Origin of the sequence: Hyella patelloides LEGE 07179, assembly GCF_900659865.1 — a bacterium.
Classification (GTDB): domain Bacteria; phylum Cyanobacteriota; class Cyanobacteriia; order Cyanobacteriales; family Xenococcaceae; genus Hyella; species Hyella patelloides.
The window spans coordinates 1-15,406 of sequence record NZ_LR213931.1 but is presented as its reverse complement, the minus strand read 5'-3'; the positions used below and the strand labels follow the sequence as shown (position 1 = coordinate 15,406).

The 15,406-nt window shown below is 39.0% G+C and carries 22 protein-coding genes and 2 pseudogenes; 9 read left to right on the top strand and 15 right to left on the bottom strand.

From position 1 onward, the window contains the following. Together H1P_RS21785 and H1P_RS21780 are read left to right on the top strand one after the other, a co-directional pair. Positions 1–301 (top strand): annotated as a pseudogene (locus tag H1P_RS21785) (IS701 family transposase); the annotation flags it as partial. 116 nt (positions 302–417) lie between these two features. Next, entirely contained in the window at positions 418–618 is a 201-nt protein-coding gene (locus H1P_RS21780) for a hypothetical protein (RefSeq protein WP_144871292.1), read from the top strand. Positions 619–907: 289 nt separating this feature from the next. Here H1P_RS21780 and H1P_RS21775 read toward each other — a convergent pair whose 3' ends face one another. From H1P_RS21775 to H1P_RS21705, 15 genes and pseudogenes are all read right to left on the bottom strand, one after another. Continuing rightward, positions 908–1,363 carry a YeeE/YedE family protein gene (locus H1P_RS21775; RefSeq protein ID WP_144871290.1) on the bottom strand — a complete coding sequence of 152 codons (456 nt, stop codon included), beginning with the start codon at positions 1,361–1,363 and terminating at the stop codon, positions 908–910. 48 nt (positions 1,364–1,411) lie between these two features. Continuing rightward, complete coding sequence (locus tag H1P_RS21770) at positions 1,412–1,831, bottom strand: YeeE/YedE family protein (RefSeq protein WP_144871288.1); 420 nt, start codon at positions 1,829–1,831, stop codon at positions 1,412–1,414. A gap of 179 nt (positions 1,832–2,010) precedes the next feature. Then, positions 2,011–2,532 carry a rhodanese-like domain-containing protein gene (locus H1P_RS21765; protein ID WP_144871286.1) on the bottom strand — a complete coding sequence of 174 codons (522 nt, stop codon included), beginning with the start codon at positions 2,530–2,532 and terminating at the stop codon, positions 2,011–2,013. A gap of 3 nt (positions 2,533–2,535) precedes the next feature. Further along, complete coding sequence (locus tag H1P_RS21760; RefSeq protein ID WP_144871284.1) at positions 2,536–3,012, bottom strand: universal stress protein; 477 nt, start codon at positions 3,010–3,012, stop codon at positions 2,536–2,538. A 57-nt stretch (positions 3,013–3,069) separates the two neighbouring features. Beyond that, positions 3,070–3,756, bottom strand: coding sequence for a class I SAM-dependent methyltransferase (locus H1P_RS21755; protein WP_144871282.1), 687 nt, complete (start codon positions 3,754–3,756; stop codon positions 3,070–3,072). 146 nt (positions 3,757–3,902) lie between these two features. After that, a complete protein-coding gene (locus H1P_RS21750) occupies positions 3,903–4,889 on the bottom strand; it encodes an arsenic resistance protein (protein WP_144871280.1) in 987 nt (328 codons plus the stop codon). A 241-nt stretch (positions 4,890–5,130) separates the two neighbouring features. Then, entirely contained in the window at positions 5,131–5,601 is a 471-nt protein-coding gene (locus tag H1P_RS21745) for a DUF4079 domain-containing protein (RefSeq protein WP_144871277.1), read from the bottom strand. Between the two features lie 433 nt (positions 5,602–6,034). Then, positions 6,035–6,418, bottom strand: a complete 384-nt coding sequence (locus tag H1P_RS21740; protein ID WP_144871275.1) for a rhodanese-like domain-containing protein — start codon at positions 6,416–6,418, stop codon at positions 6,035–6,037. Between the two features lie 31 nt (positions 6,419–6,449). Continuing rightward, the gene (locus H1P_RS21735; protein WP_144871273.1) at positions 6,450–6,857 is read right to left on the bottom strand and encodes a NifB/NifX family molybdenum-iron cluster-binding protein; all 408 of its coding nucleotides are present in this window, start codon (positions 6,855–6,857) and stop codon (positions 6,450–6,452) included. A 195-nt stretch (positions 6,858–7,052) separates the two neighbouring features. Continuing rightward, complete coding sequence (locus H1P_RS21730) at positions 7,053–8,096, bottom strand: photosynthetic reaction center family protein (RefSeq protein ID WP_144871271.1); 1,044 nt, start codon at positions 8,094–8,096, stop codon at positions 7,053–7,055. Positions 8,097–8,178: 82 nt separating this feature from the next. Beyond that, positions 8,179–8,466: pseudogene (locus H1P_RS21725) on the bottom strand (ArsA family ATPase); the annotation flags it as partial. 50 nt (positions 8,467–8,516) lie between these two features. After that, positions 8,517–9,050 carry a cytochrome b6-f complex iron-sulfur subunit gene (gene petC / locus H1P_RS21720; RefSeq protein ID WP_144871269.1) on the bottom strand — a complete coding sequence of 178 codons (534 nt, stop codon included), beginning with the start codon at positions 9,048–9,050 and terminating at the stop codon, positions 8,517–8,519. Between the two features lie 134 nt (positions 9,051–9,184). After that, the gene (locus tag H1P_RS21715) at positions 9,185–9,394 is read right to left on the bottom strand and encodes a YgaP family membrane protein (RefSeq protein WP_144871267.1); all 210 of its coding nucleotides are present in this window, start codon (positions 9,392–9,394) and stop codon (positions 9,185–9,187) included. A gap of 176 nt (positions 9,395–9,570) precedes the next feature. Continuing rightward, positions 9,571–9,981 (bottom strand): DUF302 domain-containing protein, encoded by a 411-nt coding sequence (locus H1P_RS21710; protein WP_144871265.1) that lies wholly within the window; start codon positions 9,979–9,981, stop codon positions 9,571–9,573. Between the two features lie 142 nt (positions 9,982–10,123). After that, positions 10,124–10,885 (bottom strand): class I SAM-dependent methyltransferase, encoded by a 762-nt coding sequence (locus tag H1P_RS21705; protein ID WP_144871263.1) that lies wholly within the window; start codon positions 10,883–10,885, stop codon positions 10,124–10,126. Between the two features lie 320 nt (positions 10,886–11,205). On the opposite strand from H1P_RS21705, the gene H1P_RS21700 reads away from it, so the two are divergent. The 7 genes from H1P_RS21700 to H1P_RS21670 all read left to right on the top strand — a co-directional run. Next, the gene (locus H1P_RS21700) at positions 11,206–12,537 is read left to right on the top strand and encodes an NAD(P)/FAD-dependent oxidoreductase (RefSeq protein WP_144871261.1); all 1,332 of its coding nucleotides are present in this window, start codon (positions 11,206–11,208) and stop codon (positions 12,535–12,537) included. Between the two features lie 51 nt (positions 12,538–12,588). Further along, entirely contained in the window at positions 12,589–12,888 is a 300-nt protein-coding gene (locus H1P_RS21695) for an ArsR/SmtB family transcription factor (protein ID WP_144871259.1), read from the top strand. Between the two features lie 104 nt (positions 12,889–12,992). Next, positions 12,993–13,340, top strand: a complete 348-nt coding sequence (locus H1P_RS21690) for a hypothetical protein (RefSeq protein ID WP_144871257.1) — start codon at positions 12,993–12,995, stop codon at positions 13,338–13,340. A gap of 54 nt (positions 13,341–13,394) precedes the next feature. Then, positions 13,395–14,006, top strand: coding sequence for a Tll0287-like domain-containing protein (locus tag H1P_RS21685; protein ID WP_222427164.1), 612 nt, complete (start codon positions 13,395–13,397; stop codon positions 14,004–14,006). After that, positions 14,003–14,497 (top strand): DUF3122 domain-containing protein, encoded by a 495-nt coding sequence (locus tag H1P_RS21680; RefSeq protein ID WP_144871255.1) that lies wholly within the window; start codon positions 14,003–14,005, stop codon positions 14,495–14,497. Before H1P_RS21685 ends, H1P_RS21680 begins: the two co-directional genes overlap by 4 nt. Further along, a complete protein-coding gene (locus tag H1P_RS21675) occupies positions 14,482–15,006 on the top strand; it encodes a GNAT family N-acetyltransferase (RefSeq protein WP_222427163.1) in 525 nt (174 codons plus the stop codon). The genes H1P_RS21680 and H1P_RS21675 overlap by 16 nt, the downstream gene beginning before the upstream one ends. A 198-nt stretch (positions 15,007–15,204) precedes the next feature. Beyond that, the coding region (locus H1P_RS21670) for a 4Fe-4S cluster-binding domain-containing protein (protein ID WP_144871253.1) at positions 15,205–15,406 on the top strand (202 nt) is incomplete at its 3' end.

Below are 15,406 nucleotides of genomic sequence, written 5' to 3'. Positions count from 1 at the left end.
TTTTTGTACCTATTTAATGATTAGTTTAAATACTCAAGTTTTTTTGTCTTTAAACTCTTCTAGCCTCACCGAATCTGAAGCACCTCAACCCAATATTGATTGGACTTCTCATCCACAATGGAATCATCAAATAGGATGGAAGTATGTCTTAAATAATGTCCGTCTTCTGATTCAACCAAGCCTTCTTTTATGGTTAATTTTTCCCTGGCTAGAGATATTTCCTAATTCTTCTTTATTACTAGGATTACATAACTTAATTGATAGCATTAATCAATTTCCCACACTGCTTCTTTCTGGATAAATCACCTTATTTCGTAATCTTTTAATTCGGAAAGTGACAGAAGAGGGATAAATAGGAGGTCGCCAGCACCTAGGCAAAACACTACTAAAGCTAAGTGCTGGCATTTTAATAATATTATGACAACAGCAAAATCACAAGCAAAATGGCGCGATCGCGTAGCCCAAGGATTAGTAGAAAAAAATCTACTTTGTCCAGTATGCAATAAACCTTGTAGAGCAGATAGCTCTAAAGCACCTTACCATCATAAATGTTGGCGCACCACGAATGAAGGAAAGGCTTATTTGCGAAAAATGAAACAAAAATCCCGAGAAAATTAACTTTTAGGGGAGGTAAATTAATAATGTCACTGAGATCGATATCGCCCAATCTACCTAACTTAGAAACGGCAAGATCGACAGCAGAGATTAGATAGAGATTAGATAAAGATGAACCAATTGAGAAGAAGAATTTAACGTTGAAAATTTGAATATTATGGAAAATATAGCGATCGCGCCTTATCTAATTTGTTTCCATCATTAGTTTAAAATGCTCTCCATTCCCTGATTTTCAGCTACTTGACAGATTGCACTTTTTCTTAACTTGTCACCAATGGACAATAGCATACAGCTACTGCTTTACTTTTTGTTTGTTGCAAGAATTGTTTTTGAGGGATAATCCTGCATACGATTGATAAACAAACGAACCCACAATAAAAGCAATCATAAACAAGACGGGATTACCAATTCCCAATACCAAAGCGGTAATACCAGGACCTGGACAGTATCCTGCAATACCCCAGCCAATCCCAAAAATAGCAGCACCGAGAATTAGGGGTAAGTCGATATCTTTTCTGGTAGGTAAATAAAATTTATTCCCAAAAATTGGCTGAGGCGAACGCAACACAAAGCGAAACGTAATTACTGTAACTCCCACAGCACCACCTAAAACAAATAAGAGTGTTGAATCCCAGTTTCCTGTAACATCTAAAAATTCTAACACGCGATCGCGATCGATCATTTGCGAGAGACTTAAACCAAATCCAAATAGAAGTCCAGATAAAATAGCAATCAAATTCTGTTTCATTTTCTCTGTTTTTAAATTAAAGTTTAATGTTAATAAAAACCAGGCTAATTAAACTAGTACCTGATGAGTAATAAATACTGTAATGATGGCGGTAATCATGAACGTAATCACAGCAGTCAAAGAACGAAAGGATAATCTACCCAAGCCACAGACTCCATGACCACTGGTACAACCATTACCCATCCGCGTACCAAAACCAACCAGTAAACCACCAACAATCATCGCCCCTGGTGCAAGGGAAGAAAGGGGTGTAGGCTCAAAAGGAAGTACATATTCGTAAAGAAAACCCCCTACTAACATCCCTACAATAAATAGCCAACGCCAATTCTCTTTAGGTTTAAACTTCATTGCACCGTTGACAATGCCACTAATACCAGCAATCCGACCATCAAAAGCCAGCAAAATGGTTGCACTCAGACCAATCAGTATTCCACCAGCTAAAGCTGCAATCCAGTTAACCTCTGTCATAACAACTACTTTAAATATTTTTGATTTGTCATACAATTATACAACTATACAACTATATTCTAGCAAGTACCATCGTCAAAAGTGCGGTCTGCTGACAGCAGCACTGCGCGATCGCTGATATCAGTTTGTTTTTTAAAGAAATAACCAAACCAGAGAGATAAATTTTTTAGTTCAAATCTTTATTTTTCTAGTTGTTCCCCTGCTGTTTTCCAACCCTCAATGCTAGGAGGAAAACCTCGAACATTACTATATCCGAGCATTTGCAAAGCCATAACACCCATTGCAGTGCGATAACCTGTAGAACAATACAGTATTACAGGGCGATTTTTAGGAATTTGGTCGAGATTATCAGTTAGATTTCTCAAAGGAAGATTAATTGCTCCTTTAATATGACCAGAAGCATATTCCTTTGGCTCTCGAACATCTACTAATAGTGCTTGCTTTCCTTTAGTAAGAGTTTTAACTTTATTTATCTGTTTGACAGTGTAATAGTCGCGGGGAATTGAAGTTAGAAATTGTTGTACTGCTGTTAGAGAGAAATTTTGGTCAGCTAATGCCTCTACAGAGTTTTGGCTATCTACTGTCTCTATTTTATTTGTGGTTTGAGGAGCAGCAGGAGCAGCAAAACTAGGACTGGCTGCTAAAAAAGTCCCAAAATACAGCCCGATTCCCAACCAGAAAGCAGCTACAAATTTTATCATCTACTATTCTTTATGAACAATTAAAATAGAACAGGAAGCATGATGGAGTATATAGTTACTAACGCTGCCGAGAAAAACTTCTTTAAAACTGCTAAGTCCTCTGCGTCCCATAACAATTAAATCTGCATTCCAATCTTTTGCCAAATCTCGAATCAGAGAGCCAGGATGACCAACTTGGCATTTTGATTCGGTGGGAATGCCCATCGCAGTTGCTTGTTCAATGTAAGTTTCTAGCCATTCTTTAGTCTCTTGAAGTTCTTGTTGTAATTTCTCTTGCCGAGCCTGAGTGAAAGCACCAGACAAGTCTACTTCTGCCTCAATCTCAGCAAAAGAGCCAAAATGTTCGCCCATGTCCCAATCGACACTGTGAAATAACATCAGGCTACTGTTATTGTCTTGAGCTAGTTTCAGTGCTTGTTTGAATATTGCTTCTGCTGATTGAGAACGAACGAGGGGGACTAAAATTTTATTGAAAGCCATAATTCTACCATCGCTAAAATTATTGAAAATTGCTATGCAGATACAGATCAATTATCTTTAATTCGGTCTAACATCCTTTTCTAAGGGCTTCTTCCTAACTATTCCCGCAATATGAGGACTAACAATGGGAAAAGGCAGTTTAAACCGATAGTAATTAACAGTTTCCAGCCCTACCTGTTCCAGAATGCTCCAGGTTTCGCGGTTGGTGTGGCAGTTATCAAACAAATTTTTCCAAACAGGATTGACCCCATCTTGAACCTTCCGCGTCCAGGTGTGACATTCCCCAGCAACGTGTTCGATAAAGACAAAGCTACCTCCTGGTTTGAGGATGCGTTTAATTTCTTGGAGACTACGGTAAAGATCCGTTACGGAACAGAGAACGTGAGTACTGACAACATGATCGACGCTTTCATCCTCCACTGGTAAATCTTCTGCCGTTCCTTGACGCAGTTCGATGTTAGATAGTTTGTGTTGCTTTGCCTCTCGTTCTAGGTATGGATGCATAAAGGGATTAGGTTCGACACCAATCCAATCGATATTGTCGCAGTAATAAGCAAGACTTGCCCCCGCACCAGGACCAATTTCTAAAACTTTATGCTGTAAATTTCCCAATAATGCCTGTTTGAGTTTTCCTAAACTTTGATACTCAGGGCAATCGATTAGCTGAATTGCATTAGCATCAGCAGCATTAGCTTTTCCCATGCCCCATGCAAACAGACGTTTTTGAATAGTTGATAGATTCATAATTATCATTTCGAGGTTCTTGAATTGAGGCAACGTTCAAATGCTACTTTGTGCTTGGTTTCGGAAACCTGACGCAGTTGAGTAAAAGCAGCCCTCAAGTCGTCTTCTTCTACAAAATAAAGGAAATTGTCATACATTTGCACAATTTATTCCAGTTGTGCTTCTATTGCGGGTATGCCAAAGATTTTGTCAGTTAACTTGACATACCAGGCTGCGGATTGAACCTGGATGATGTAACCCATGGCAATGATTAAAGCAATTTCTGAGCCTTTTTCCGAACCAAATACGGTAATAGCGATCGCCAGAGCAATAGAAAGATTCCGCATTACTGTGCCGTAAACTAGAGCAATCGCATCCCCTCGATTGAATAAAGCTTTACCAATTAGGGTACTTAAAACAAAATTAACGCTGTAAATAATTAATAAAGGTACAAAGAAAGACAAAACCTCTAGGGGATTACTCACAATCGACTTAGCTTTTAAGGCCATCGCTACAAACACAATACCTAATACACCAATTGTAGAAAATACAGGAAACTTTTGTTTGAGATTTTTGTTATATTTACTCTCCCCTACAGTGGCAATAAGAACTTTTTTGGTCACAAATCCCAACAACATTGGCAGAAACACAATAATTACGATCTGTTTAAAAACATCAATTAAAGGAATTTCTACTACTGTCCCCATCAACAACTTGGCATAAAGAGGAGTAGCCAAAGAACCTGCAATTAAGCCAATCACAGTCATTTTAATCGCAGCATTGAGATTGCCCTGAGCGAAACCAGTCCAAGAAATAGTCATGCCACTGGTGGGAAGTAGAGAGGTAAGTAATAATCCTAATAATATCAAAGGGCGATCGTAAAAAAACAATTTGCCAATACCAAAAGCGAAAAAAGGAATCACCGCAAAGTTAAGTATCTGGGTAATCGCTTGTAGTTTCAAATCTCCCCCAGAAAAGACTTTGGCAATCTGAAGATTAATCATCATCGGATAAACCATCAAGAAAGTTAGAGGAACAATCGCAGCTTTGAGAAAACTCGCGTTAGCCAACGCGCCAAAGATAATCCCTGCAACCATAAAGGCGGGAACTGACCAAACTAGATTTTTTTTCAGAGCGGATAAAATTTTCCACATGGGCTTAATTTCTTTTTCATTAGATAAGAAGGCAGAAGGAGCTAAAGGTTGAGGGATTAAGCTTGCTTTATTAGACCTCTTGCACAAATTATTTTTGTCAACGTCTAAATGCTTTTTAAAATATGAATTTTAGAGAATTCAAGGTAATCGCTAAAACCATAAAAATTCGTATTCACGCAAGAGGTCTATTTTTCTTTACTCAATTCGTATTATTAATATCTGTCTACTTAGTGCCAAAAAACTACAAATTACTGATAATCTTTTGTACAATTTGCACCCCTGTTATCGCCTGCCAGCCAAATAGTGCTAAAAGTATCCCGTTGAGAGAGATATGACTATAACGAGCTAAGGAATTTCCCTTTTGCATATATGGGACTAGAGAAACAGACGTAGCAATAAGTCCTACCATGCCTAAACCTGCCAATAAGTGAGGTCCAACTATTAGCTTGCCATTGTTGATATAAGTTACTGCCATTCCACCCAAAGCCCCTAGAACCATCAAAGCCAATAAAATTGAACCAACTCGATGATGTCTGTTACTAAAATTTTGCTTGATAAGCTCTTGGCGGAGTTCTTTGGGAGCATTGCGGGTACGCCGAATCTGCCAACCAAGATACAGTGAGTAAATAGCTGTGAAGAACAGAATCCACATCACAAGGGGATGGAAAAATTGTGACCAAGTTTTGACTGTTTCAGGAATCTCAAAGTTCATTGTGTTTTCCTCTATTAATTGATTTGTAGAAATTATGGCGTTGGTGAATCAAGGTATGATTTTTTAATTTTCATACTGTACTCTTCTTAAAAACGCTTAGAGCTTAGAGCTTGGAAGCTCCGAACAGAAACATTTTGTACGTCATACATCAAATTACCAACGCCTAAATTATTTGTTCGGACAAGTGCGAGCAGATTCCAGTAATTAGACCGATCCGTTTTTAGTTAATGGCTCATACTTACTTTTTTTTCGCCACTCATCTACGAAATTAGCTGACAAAAACTGCGTAAGTTAATTAGATTTGAAGTTAATTACTCAAAATTCGCAGCTTGCTGACAAAATTAAACCTAAAATTTGAGGAAGTTATGAGGAAGTTGAGTAGTTATCCGAACAATGGCACTTTTAGCTTGAGAATGGCTGGCTTTGACTGAGCTTATTTCCCCTTGCAAGTAGGAAACCCCTGCCGTCGCCACTCCATCATGCCCCCCGTAACGTTGTAAACTTTGGTAAATCCAGCTTTAGTAAGTTGTTTGGCAGCGATAGGGCTACGGTGAGCCGTTAAACAAATCAAGGCAACAGGTTCATCTTTAGACAACTCTTGAAACCATTGAGGCAAAACCCAACGACGCAGCCAAGAATTACCCCCCATTAAAATCCGAGGAAGACTGAGATTGACGGTGGTTGGATATGGAGCATGAAACATGGCATATTCAAAACTACTGCGAACATCAATTAACCGAGGTGGGTTAGATAGCTGGGTAAATTCCTCTGGTGATAGGTTAATAACTTGTGGTTTAGAATCTGCAATAGATGTCATTTAAAACTCCCTTTAAATTAAAAACTTGTGTCTAATTATAGTTATTGGCGTGTTTGTGACGATATTGATAGTTGAGACGATACTGATGTTTAACTCTACAGTTATGAGGTTTAGATATTTCTTTAGCTAGAGAATTTTCGAGGTAAGAAATAACAGCTAAATCTGGATCGCTTTCTAAAGTCACGATTCCTGCAATTCCTTGTTTTTCAAGACGACGCATCAATCCGCGTCCGATCTTTCCTGAAATTAAAACTTGGACATTATCTAAAGGATGGGGTTCATAGGGCGAGCTATTGTAGAATGATTGATCTGGGGATAGTTCTAAAAGCTCTTTACCGAGGACTTCTTGGGAGTTAACTTCATAAATCCAGAATTTTTGGCATTTCCCTGTATGTTCTGTTACTTTACTTTTATTTTGGCTGGCAACTGCGATTTTCATGTTTTTATTTCCTTATTTATTGTTTAACGATGAATGAGAAGGAGAAGAGAGAGCAGAAATATTTAGAACAGATTAAAAATTAAAATCTCTCTCTTCTATCGTTATTAGCTTGATTTCAATCGAACTGAAGCGGTTGCCATCTCAATCTTCTAGCTAATAAAAAGCATTTTTCTACTTATCACTAACGCTTCTTGGCTAGAGCAACTTAGGAAAATTATGAGTATTAGGAGCGTGCATCGCTTGAATTCCCAAGTTAGCGCGGTTGAGTAAATCCGCATCGGTGGGGATTGGTTTACCACTACTGTCGAGGATGGATTGATTGAAATTAAAGCCATTGAGATTAAAAGCCATAGTACCGATTCCTACCGCAGCAAACCAGATTCCTATAGTGGGTAAAGCTGCCAAAAGGAAATGTACCGAACGACTGTTACGGAAAGATAAAGAGGGAATGAGTAATCGACCTAAGTAGCCGACATGACCAGCCAATAAGTTATAGGTCACTTCTTGCTGACCGAATTTATAGCCTTTACTAACAGATTCCGCTTCTGTGGTTTCTCGAATTAAACTGGAAGTTACCAAAGAACCGTGCATCACACTTAATAATGCTCCTCCCAATACTCCAGCTACCCCTAACATATGGAATGGGTGCATTAAAACATTGTGGTCTGCTTGTAGTGCCAGCATAAAGTTAAAAGTACCAGTGATGCCTAGAGGCATACCTGCTGAAAAGCTACCTTGACCGATGGGATAAACCAGCAAGACTGAAGTTATAGCTGCTGCTGGGGCAGAAAAAGCGATCGCAATCCAAGGACGCATTCCCAAACGGTAAGATAATTCCCAAAGTCTTCCCAAATAAGCCCAAACGCCAATTAGAAAATGCAAGATAATTAGCTGATAAGGACCTCCATTGTAGAGCCATTCTGCTACAGAATTAGCCGACCACAAGGGGTAAAAATGTAAGCCAATAGCAGCCGAAGTAGGAACAATGGCAGCAGTAGCAATATTATTGCCCCCTAACAGCGAGCTAATGACTGGTTCTCTGATGCCATCGAGATCTACAGGGGGAGCAGCTACAAAGGCGATCGCAAAAACAATGGTAGCAACTAGCAAAGTGGGAATCATCAGCACGCTAAACCAGCCGAGATATATGCGATTTTTTGTGCTGGCGATCCATCGGGAAAACCTTTCCCAGATTGAGGGAAAACCTATTTCGGGACGACGTTGAATTATAGTAGTCATAATAGACACTCCTATTTAACATTGGTGTCAACATAGTGGTTGAAAAAGCTGGAAAAATCCCAGGATTCAACCGTTAAAATATTTAAGCTGCTTCAGGAATAGAAGCTTCCGCAGCAAACTGAATTCTCAAGTAGTCTGTTTCCATCTTGGCTCCCACGGGTTGTAGGGCTGCTAAAGCTTGGGGCAACACTAAATTACGGCGATGGTTGCCAATACGGATATTAAGTTCATCTCCTGTTTTGTGCAGTTGAATTTGTGATTTGGGGATAGAGGGTAGATAAACTTCTAAAATATAGTTGCCAGACTCTTGGAAAACACGGAGGGTAGTTTCTTCGTAGTAAACTTGTGCGGGGTCTTCATCAGCATAAAGAAGAGCGATTGAAGAGATCTTTGACTTTTGAAAGTGATAAGGCTGAAGTTTTAAATCCACCAGGGTTTTTTGCCTGTACGAGGATCCGTTTCTGTCCAGGGAGAAATGCGAATATAGTTCCCTTCAACATTTACATGAGCAAGCTGCAAAGGAAGAGGTGCAGGACCTCTTACTACTCTCCCTTCAGGATCGTAACGAGAACCATGACAGGGACATTGAAATTGATCGTCGTTGGGATTCCAGGGAAAAGTACAACCTAAATGAGTGCAATTATCGGCAATTCCCCAGGGATGCAGCGTACCGTCTTCTCTAATAGTGAGATAAGTTGGTTCTCCCGCTAGTCCCGCGACTAAAGCGCGAGTTCCTGGAGGTTCTGCTAAAATTTGGCTGGCAGGAATAATATTGCCGTTAATATCCTTAGCAATAATCGAGCCATCTTCGCCAACTTCTTTCGGTGGGATAAAAAATTTACCCACAGGATAAAGGGCTGCGCCAGCAGTAGCAGCAACGGCTGCACCAGTGAGAAAGTTAAGTAACTGTCTCCGCGACATGGATGGGCTTTCTATGGGAAGACTCTCTTCCATTTGTGAGTACCTCCTAAAATATCGATCCTTAGATTTATTCGATTTAATTGATAGGTATTTAGAATCTCTATCAATTGCTATTCGTTTAAAGTTTGATTGTTAACCGAGGGAAAAGCCAAGAGCTAAAAGCTTATTTAGTTTTGTTGGGGATTGCGAGTATTGATGCCGAACAAACCATAAAGCAGACAAGAACCTGCTAAGGCACTGATGGCTAATACAGCAGCAACAATAGTCAAACCAATACCTAAAGCCGAACCGCCATAAATCAATAAGCCAAAATAAGCTAAGGCAGTGGCTAAAATAAGACGAATGATGCGATCTACTGTACCTACATTATTAAACATGGTAATTTTATCCTTGGATTAAATAAATTAAATGTTTTTTGATTGGCAAATATTCAACTAATTTAAAATTAAGCTGAAAATTTGAGGAAGTTATGAGGATAATTAAGTATCCATCTGAAATACGGTATTACTATCCTTGCGGATAACTAACTATCAATCAAAGTTGTTTTTTTCTCTTAACTCTGAGCAACTAACTCAGGCGAACCCAAGCGTTCCATTACTGCCTGCATCTTTTGGCTGGCATCGAGGGCAATTTCTTTCGCTTTGGGACTGTGTATGGTCAGAAACATCATCAAAGGGTCGACTGCCGATACTTCAACTCTGCCATCTTCATGTTCTTGGACGACTACATTGCAAGGATAGAAAACACCTGCTTTGTCATCGGTTTGAAGCATATGGTAGGCAATTAATGGATGACAAGCACCAAGAATTTTATACTTGCGAAAATTGACATCAATTTTCTTTTTTAGAGTTGCTTGAACATCAATTTCAGTTAGAATGCCCATTCCTTCTTCTCTGAGAGCGTTGGTTACTCGTTTAATTGCTTCTTCAAAGGATGTATCTAAAACTTTACTGAAGTGATTCATCTATATAATGCCTCGATCGCTCTAAGGTTATTATGAGAAAAAATTATTTGTCTCGCTATTTAATTATATAACTATTTAGCAATTTAATCAAGTGAGTGAATTCAATGATTTTCGCGATCGCGCTTGCCATCGTTAGTAACAATTAGCCTTGTGCTATTACTAGCATTTCAAAATCTTCGGTTGTTAATTTATCATCTCGACTAAAAGCACCTAATTTTGCGCCCAATATATCAATGGTTGTAAAATCAAGCCTCTTCAATAGCCAAGTTATTTCAGATGGCGCATAATATCTCACATTACATTGCAGTTGTTTTTTGTTTCCCAGATCGTCTTCAAAATACACGGTGCTAAATTCCCGAAAAGTCATTAGCTTGAATGAAATATTCTCAAGGGTTGCATTTTCTTCTTTGGCTTGGGAATCGAGAAAATCTTTGACAGAATGAAACAGAGGAAACAAAGCATTCAAAGTGGTAAAAATCAATTTTCCTTTTGGCTTTAAAGCATTAGCAGCATTCTGGAGAATTTGAAAATTCATCTCATCAGTTTCCATCAAGGAAAATCCACCTTCACAGAGCATAATGACCAAATCAAATTCGTTCAAGTAAGTAAGATTTCTGGCATCACATTGTAGGAAATCAATTTGCAGATTTTGTTCGACGGCTTTTTCTCTGGCGCGTTGTAAAAGTGATTCTGATAAATCAATCCCGACAACAGTGTATCCTCTTTTAGCTAATTCAATTGAATGCCTTCCTGTTCCACATCCTATATCTAATATTTTGCTGTTTTTGTTGTAATTAATCTCTTGTTCCAGAAAATCGCATTCTCCAATAGTTCCTTGAGTAAAAATTTCGCGATCGTACTTTATTCCGTAATGTTCATATAAGTCTTCATACCATTGTTTCATCTTGTTTTGTCCTTTTAAGTAGCTCCACTCTATTAAATAAATGGAGAGAGTAGGTGTAGGTAAAATGTTTGGCAATTAAAACTATATTTGTCTAGTACTAGCAGTGACTCGATCTCGATCTCAGCGAAGCTGAGGCACTGCGCGCACCGCGAAGCGGATCTCTTCGAGATCGCTTTGACAAATTATAGAATTCTATTACCATCATAACATAACTTATTAGTTATATAATCAAATAAGGTTTAAGATTTACTCAAGAATAGAGGATCGTTGGCACGAATAACAAATGACCAATAACAAATAACAGCAAGAGGAATATACCAATGGCTAATGTTGTAGTAATTGGAGGAGGACTAGGAGGATTACCGACAGCCTATGAATTAAGATATTATTTGTCCAAAGAACACACCGTAACCCTAATTTCGGATAAACCTCAATTTACTTTCATTCCAGGGTTGATTCGAGTGGCGTTGAACCTCAACCCACTCGAACATATTCAACTAGATTTGAGTCAGTTGGCACAATGGCACGGAATTGAATGGATTTCGGGAAAAGTCACTGCTCTCAATCCTCAAACAAAGGAAATTACTGTTGAAGATAACCAAACAATAAATTATGATTATTTAGCGATCGCCACAGGAGCTTCTCTGGCGTTTGAAGAAATACCAGGATTAGGTCCTCATGGAGGTTATACTCAGTCGGTCTGTACTCCCGATCATGCTCTGCAAGCGAGATCGGCGTGGTTAGAGTTTCTAGAAAATCCAGGTTCTTTAGTAGTGGGAGCAATGTCAGGGGCTGGATGTTTTGGTCCTGCTTACGAGTTTGTTTTGATGGCGGACTGGGAATTACGTCGTCACCGAATCAGAGACAAGGTAGACATTACTTACCTTACTCCAGAACCATATATCGGTCATATGGGTGTGGGAGGAGTCAAAAATGCCCAAGAATTAACTCAAGAATTAATGGCACAACGGGGAATTAAAGCGATCGCAAATACCAGAATTACTCATATAGATGCACAGAACATCAGTTTAGCTGATGGTCGTCAGTTTCCCTTTAAATATGCAATGATTCTTCCTTCTTTTAGAGGAGTCGAGTTTCTACGAGAAGTTCCTGAATTAACTAACGAAAAAGGATTTATCCCTGTACTACCCTCCCAGAGACATCCAGATTTTCCTGCTATTTATGCCTTGGGGGTGGGGGTGCATCTAGAACAACCAGAAAAAACTCCCGTTTCTATCGGTTTACCCAAAAGCGGACAAATGACCGAAGCCATGGGAGTAGCAGTAGCTCACAATATTGCTGTGGAATTAGGAGCAATTAGATCGCCTTTGACCAAACCTACCTTAGAAGCTCTATGCTTTGCCGAATATGGTAATACTGGCATTGCCTATATTGCTGCCCCAGTATTGCCCGATCCTGTTACTGGCAAACGGCGATATTCCTATGCGGTGCGAGGACGCTGGGTGAACTGGGTTAAAGCAGCCTTCGAGGAATATTTTCTGCTCAAAATGCGCTTCGGCTTGGGAATGCCTTGGTTTGAGAAATTAGGACTGCGCCTTTTATTTGGTTTATCGATGTTGAAATCTCTGAAAACATTTGAAGCAGACAATAGGCAGATAACAGAAAAAAATCCAGAAGTAATTAAGAGTTAAAAATCATTGGTTTTTCTGACTTGTCAATTATTTACAATAGCCAAATTTGAGATGAAAAGGACTCTGGAACTGAATCAATTAGAAAAACTGGCAGATCGCTTCAAAATTCTGAGCGAAGCGAGTCGGTTACAAATTTTACAAGCAATTTGCCAGGATGAGCGTAGCGTCAGTGAAATATGCGATCGCACTAAGCTGAATCAAGCCAATGTTTCCAAACACTTACAGTTACTTAAAAGTGCAGGAGTTGTCGCTTGTCGCCGAGTTGGTATCTGTCGTTATTACCGCATTATCGATTTGGATTTACTCGATTTATGTAGCCGAGGCGATCGCCAGATTGAACCAGAATCCTGAATTTATCTCCCTTCATAACTTCCTCAACTTATCAATCTATGGTTGGAAGTAGAGAATCAATTATTAAATATTAAATCTCTTTAAATTTATCGGAGATAGTGTAAATGACTACTAAATTAGTAACCCATCCCCTCAAAACTGGAAAACTAACAGCGATGAGCAATGTCACCAGTATTACTCTTACGGGGCATCAAGTATCCATTTTGGAAGACCAACCAGAACCAGGAAAAGAAGATCTTTCCGCTGTTCACTTAACTTTTGATGTCGAACATCCCCAAAAACTACCCAGTTTATTGGCTACTGCGGAAGAATTGGGTTTGATTATGAATCGAGATGATGCGGTAGAAATTAGCTTATCTCTTTTGGCAATGGCACTGGAAGACAAAACTGCTGCGGAAATCAAAGCGGTTGAAGCCAGACTCGCAAACATGATAGCGGAATTGCATCGATAGATTTCTATTAAAAGTCATTGGTCATTTATTGAAAACATATTTAGAACATTGAAAATGAAGCATTTTAACCGAGTTTTAATGGGATTTGTAGTTATGGTTCTGCTGTTAATTGCGAATCCTTCCCTAGCTAATGCTCAAACCGATCCTGCCCAGTTAGCTAAAGCGGTACAGGAAATTGAAAATCTCGATGCCATGCGCTCTGGGTTGGCTTCTACCTTAAATGATTCGACCACCGAACCGACAATAGAAACTTTTAAAGAAGTTTGTCAACCAGTAGGTATGAGAGCCATAGAACTGAGTAAAAAAAATGGCTGGCAAGTTAAACAGATTGCTACCAAGTATCGCAATCCTGCCCACGCACCTGACAATTTACATTCTGTTATGGCACTAGCTAAGTTTAAAAACGATCCAGAATTGATGGGATTTTGGGATTCAGAAACCATTGATGGGCAACCAGGCACTCGTTACTATCGTCGCATCAATGTCGAGTCTAGCTGTTTGGCTTGTCATGGCGGTAAAAATGCTCGCCCTCGGTTTGTCAAAGATAAATATCCTCAAGATCTGGCTTTTGATTTTAATGTAGGAGATTTACGGGGGATGTATTCAGTATTTATTCCCGAACTTGAAGCTGCCCTAGTAAATTCTCAAGCAGGAGAAACACAATGATATCTTCAAGTAGACGAGTTGTTTCTGGACTATTAATCGCGATCGCTATTTTCTTCCTGAACTTCAGTTATCCTGAATCGGCAAGGGCAACTATCCAACAACAGCCAGAAGCGCCAGGACAAATACTTTATTCCTCTCGCCATAAGTTACAGGATAATCAAGGAAACACTTGGCAAGTAATCTTATTTAAACGAGTTGAAAATAATCAAACTCAGGACATCGATCTACGTTTAGTAGCTTTTCCTGGACAATTTGAATTTATCCATCCAGGAAATTTGACAATAGTAGTTAACGATCGAGAAAGTTTTAGTGCCAGCGATCGCTTTGTCGAGCAATCTCCTAGTCCTAATGTTGGAGAATTTGAGGTACAAGAAATTATTTCAAATCTTCCTTGGAATCGCTCTGTAAACTTAGTCTTACCGTTGACAGCAGAAAAACCTGTGGAAATTCTGCTTCCTGCTCAAGTAATTTTGGAGTGGCAAGAAATTTAATGATTAATCTACCTCTAGAAACCGATCGTCTAATAATCCGTCACTTTATAGATTCTGACCTTGAGTTTTTCCTATCTTTTATGCTTAATGAAGAGTCAACAAAATATTTAATGTTCTCTGCTGAACAAAAAACACAATCTGGAGCCCAATATCTTTTTAATTTTGTCTGTAATTCCTACAATACAGAGAATCCAATTTACTCTTTTGCCATTGCTGACAAGAAATCAAATCGCTATTTAGGTTCTTGTGGTTTTGCCCCCTATGACAAGGGTATTTATGAAATATATTACAGCATTAATTCAAGTGAAGAGGGCAATGGTTTGGCTACTGAAGCCATTAAAGCGATAGTTGTGCCTCTTGCCCAAAAAGTAGAAGTGCGGGCTTATTGTCATCCTCAAAATAATTCTGCTCATAATGTCGCATTGAAATCTGGCTTTGTTTTCAAAAATTTGGCGACACATAAAAATTTTGGAAATGAAGGTTATCTATTCATCTACCAAGTAACATAACAGTTCACATTACCAAAAAAGATGATGGATAGATAATTGTATATCTTTAAATTCTCAGACAGGTTAATCCTAATGGAACTTACCAATAAACAAGTAAATAGAGATCGCCTAACATAACAATTCCCTCAGAAGTGGTCTTGGAATGGCAAAGTGTTGCTACTCAAAGTTAGCAGTTTTATTGTAATTAGGAGAAGTGAAATGACAATCAAGAAAAATCCCTACCTAGAACTAATGGAAATTCCTCCTGGATACCTCAACATCATGGGTTATGTCGATGAATCAGAAGTAAATGGGCCTGGAAGTCGGGCAGTAGTTTGGTTACAAGGATGTCAAAGAGAGTGTGATGGCTGTTTTAATACTGACTCTTGGTCATTTGAAATCAATCAGTTAATTTCTGTGG

Coding starts and splice junctions, on each gene's coding strand:
- H1P_RS21770 (WP_144871288.1), bottom strand. CDS start 1,831: ATGACAGAGGTTAACTGGATTGCAGCTTTAGCTGGTGGAATACTGATT.
- H1P_RS21685 (WP_222427164.1), top strand. CDS start 13,395: ATGAAGCATTTTAACCGAGTTTTAATGGGATTTGTAGTTATGGTTCTG.
- H1P_RS21735 (WP_144871273.1), bottom strand. CDS start 6,857: ATGAAAATCGCAGTTGCCAGCCAAAATAAAAGTAAAGTAACAGAACAT.
- H1P_RS21730 (WP_144871271.1), bottom strand. CDS start 8,096: ATGACTACTATAATTCAACGTCGTCCCGAAATAGGTTTTCCCTCAATC.
- H1P_RS21690 (WP_144871257.1), top strand. CDS start 12,993: ATGACTACTAAATTAGTAACCCATCCCCTCAAAACTGGAAAACTAACA.
- H1P_RS21775 (WP_144871290.1), bottom strand. CDS start 1,363: ATGAAACAGAATTTGATTGCTATTTTATCTGGACTTCTATTTGGATTT.
- H1P_RS21710 (WP_144871265.1), bottom strand. CDS start 9,981: ATGAATCACTTCAGTAAAGTTTTAGATACATCCTTTGAAGAAGCAATT.
- H1P_RS21740 (WP_144871275.1), bottom strand. CDS start 6,418: ATGACATCTATTGCAGATTCTAAACCACAAGTTATTAACCTATCACCA.
- petC (WP_144871269.1), bottom strand. CDS start 9,050: ATGGAAGAGAGTCTTCCCATAGAAAGCCCATCCATGTCGCGGAGACAG.
- H1P_RS21765 (WP_144871286.1), bottom strand. CDS start 2,532: ATGATAAAATTTGTAGCTGCTTTCTGGTTGGGAATCGGGCTGTATTTT.
- H1P_RS21680 (WP_144871255.1), top strand. CDS start 14,003: ATGATATCTTCAAGTAGACGAGTTGTTTCTGGACTATTAATCGCGATC.
- H1P_RS21715 (WP_144871267.1), bottom strand. CDS start 9,394: ATGTTTAATAATGTAGGTACAGTAGATCGCATCATTCGTCTTATTTTA.
- H1P_RS21760 (WP_144871284.1), bottom strand. CDS start 3,012: ATGGCTTTCAATAAAATTTTAGTCCCCCTCGTTCGTTCTCAATCAGCA.
- H1P_RS21705 (WP_144871263.1), bottom strand. CDS start 10,885: ATGAAACAATGGTATGAAGACTTATATGAACATTACGGAATAAAGTAC.
- H1P_RS21755 (WP_144871282.1), bottom strand. CDS start 3,756: ATGAATCTATCAACTATTCAAAAACGTCTGTTTGCATGGGGCATGGGA.
- H1P_RS21700 (WP_144871261.1), top strand. CDS start 11,206: ATGGCTAATGTTGTAGTAATTGGAGGAGGACTAGGAGGATTACCGACA.
- H1P_RS21750 (WP_144871280.1), bottom strand. CDS start 4,889: ATGTGGAAAATTTTATCCGCTCTGAAAAAAAATCTAGTTTGGTCAGTT.
- H1P_RS21695 (WP_144871259.1), top strand. CDS start 12,589: ATGAAAAGGACTCTGGAACTGAATCAATTAGAAAAACTGGCAGATCGC.
- H1P_RS21745 (WP_144871277.1), bottom strand. CDS start 5,601: ATGAACTTTGAGATTCCTGAAACAGTCAAAACTTGGTCACAATTTTTC.
- H1P_RS21780 (WP_144871292.1), top strand. CDS start 418: ATGACAACAGCAAAATCACAAGCAAAATGGCGCGATCGCGTAGCCCAA.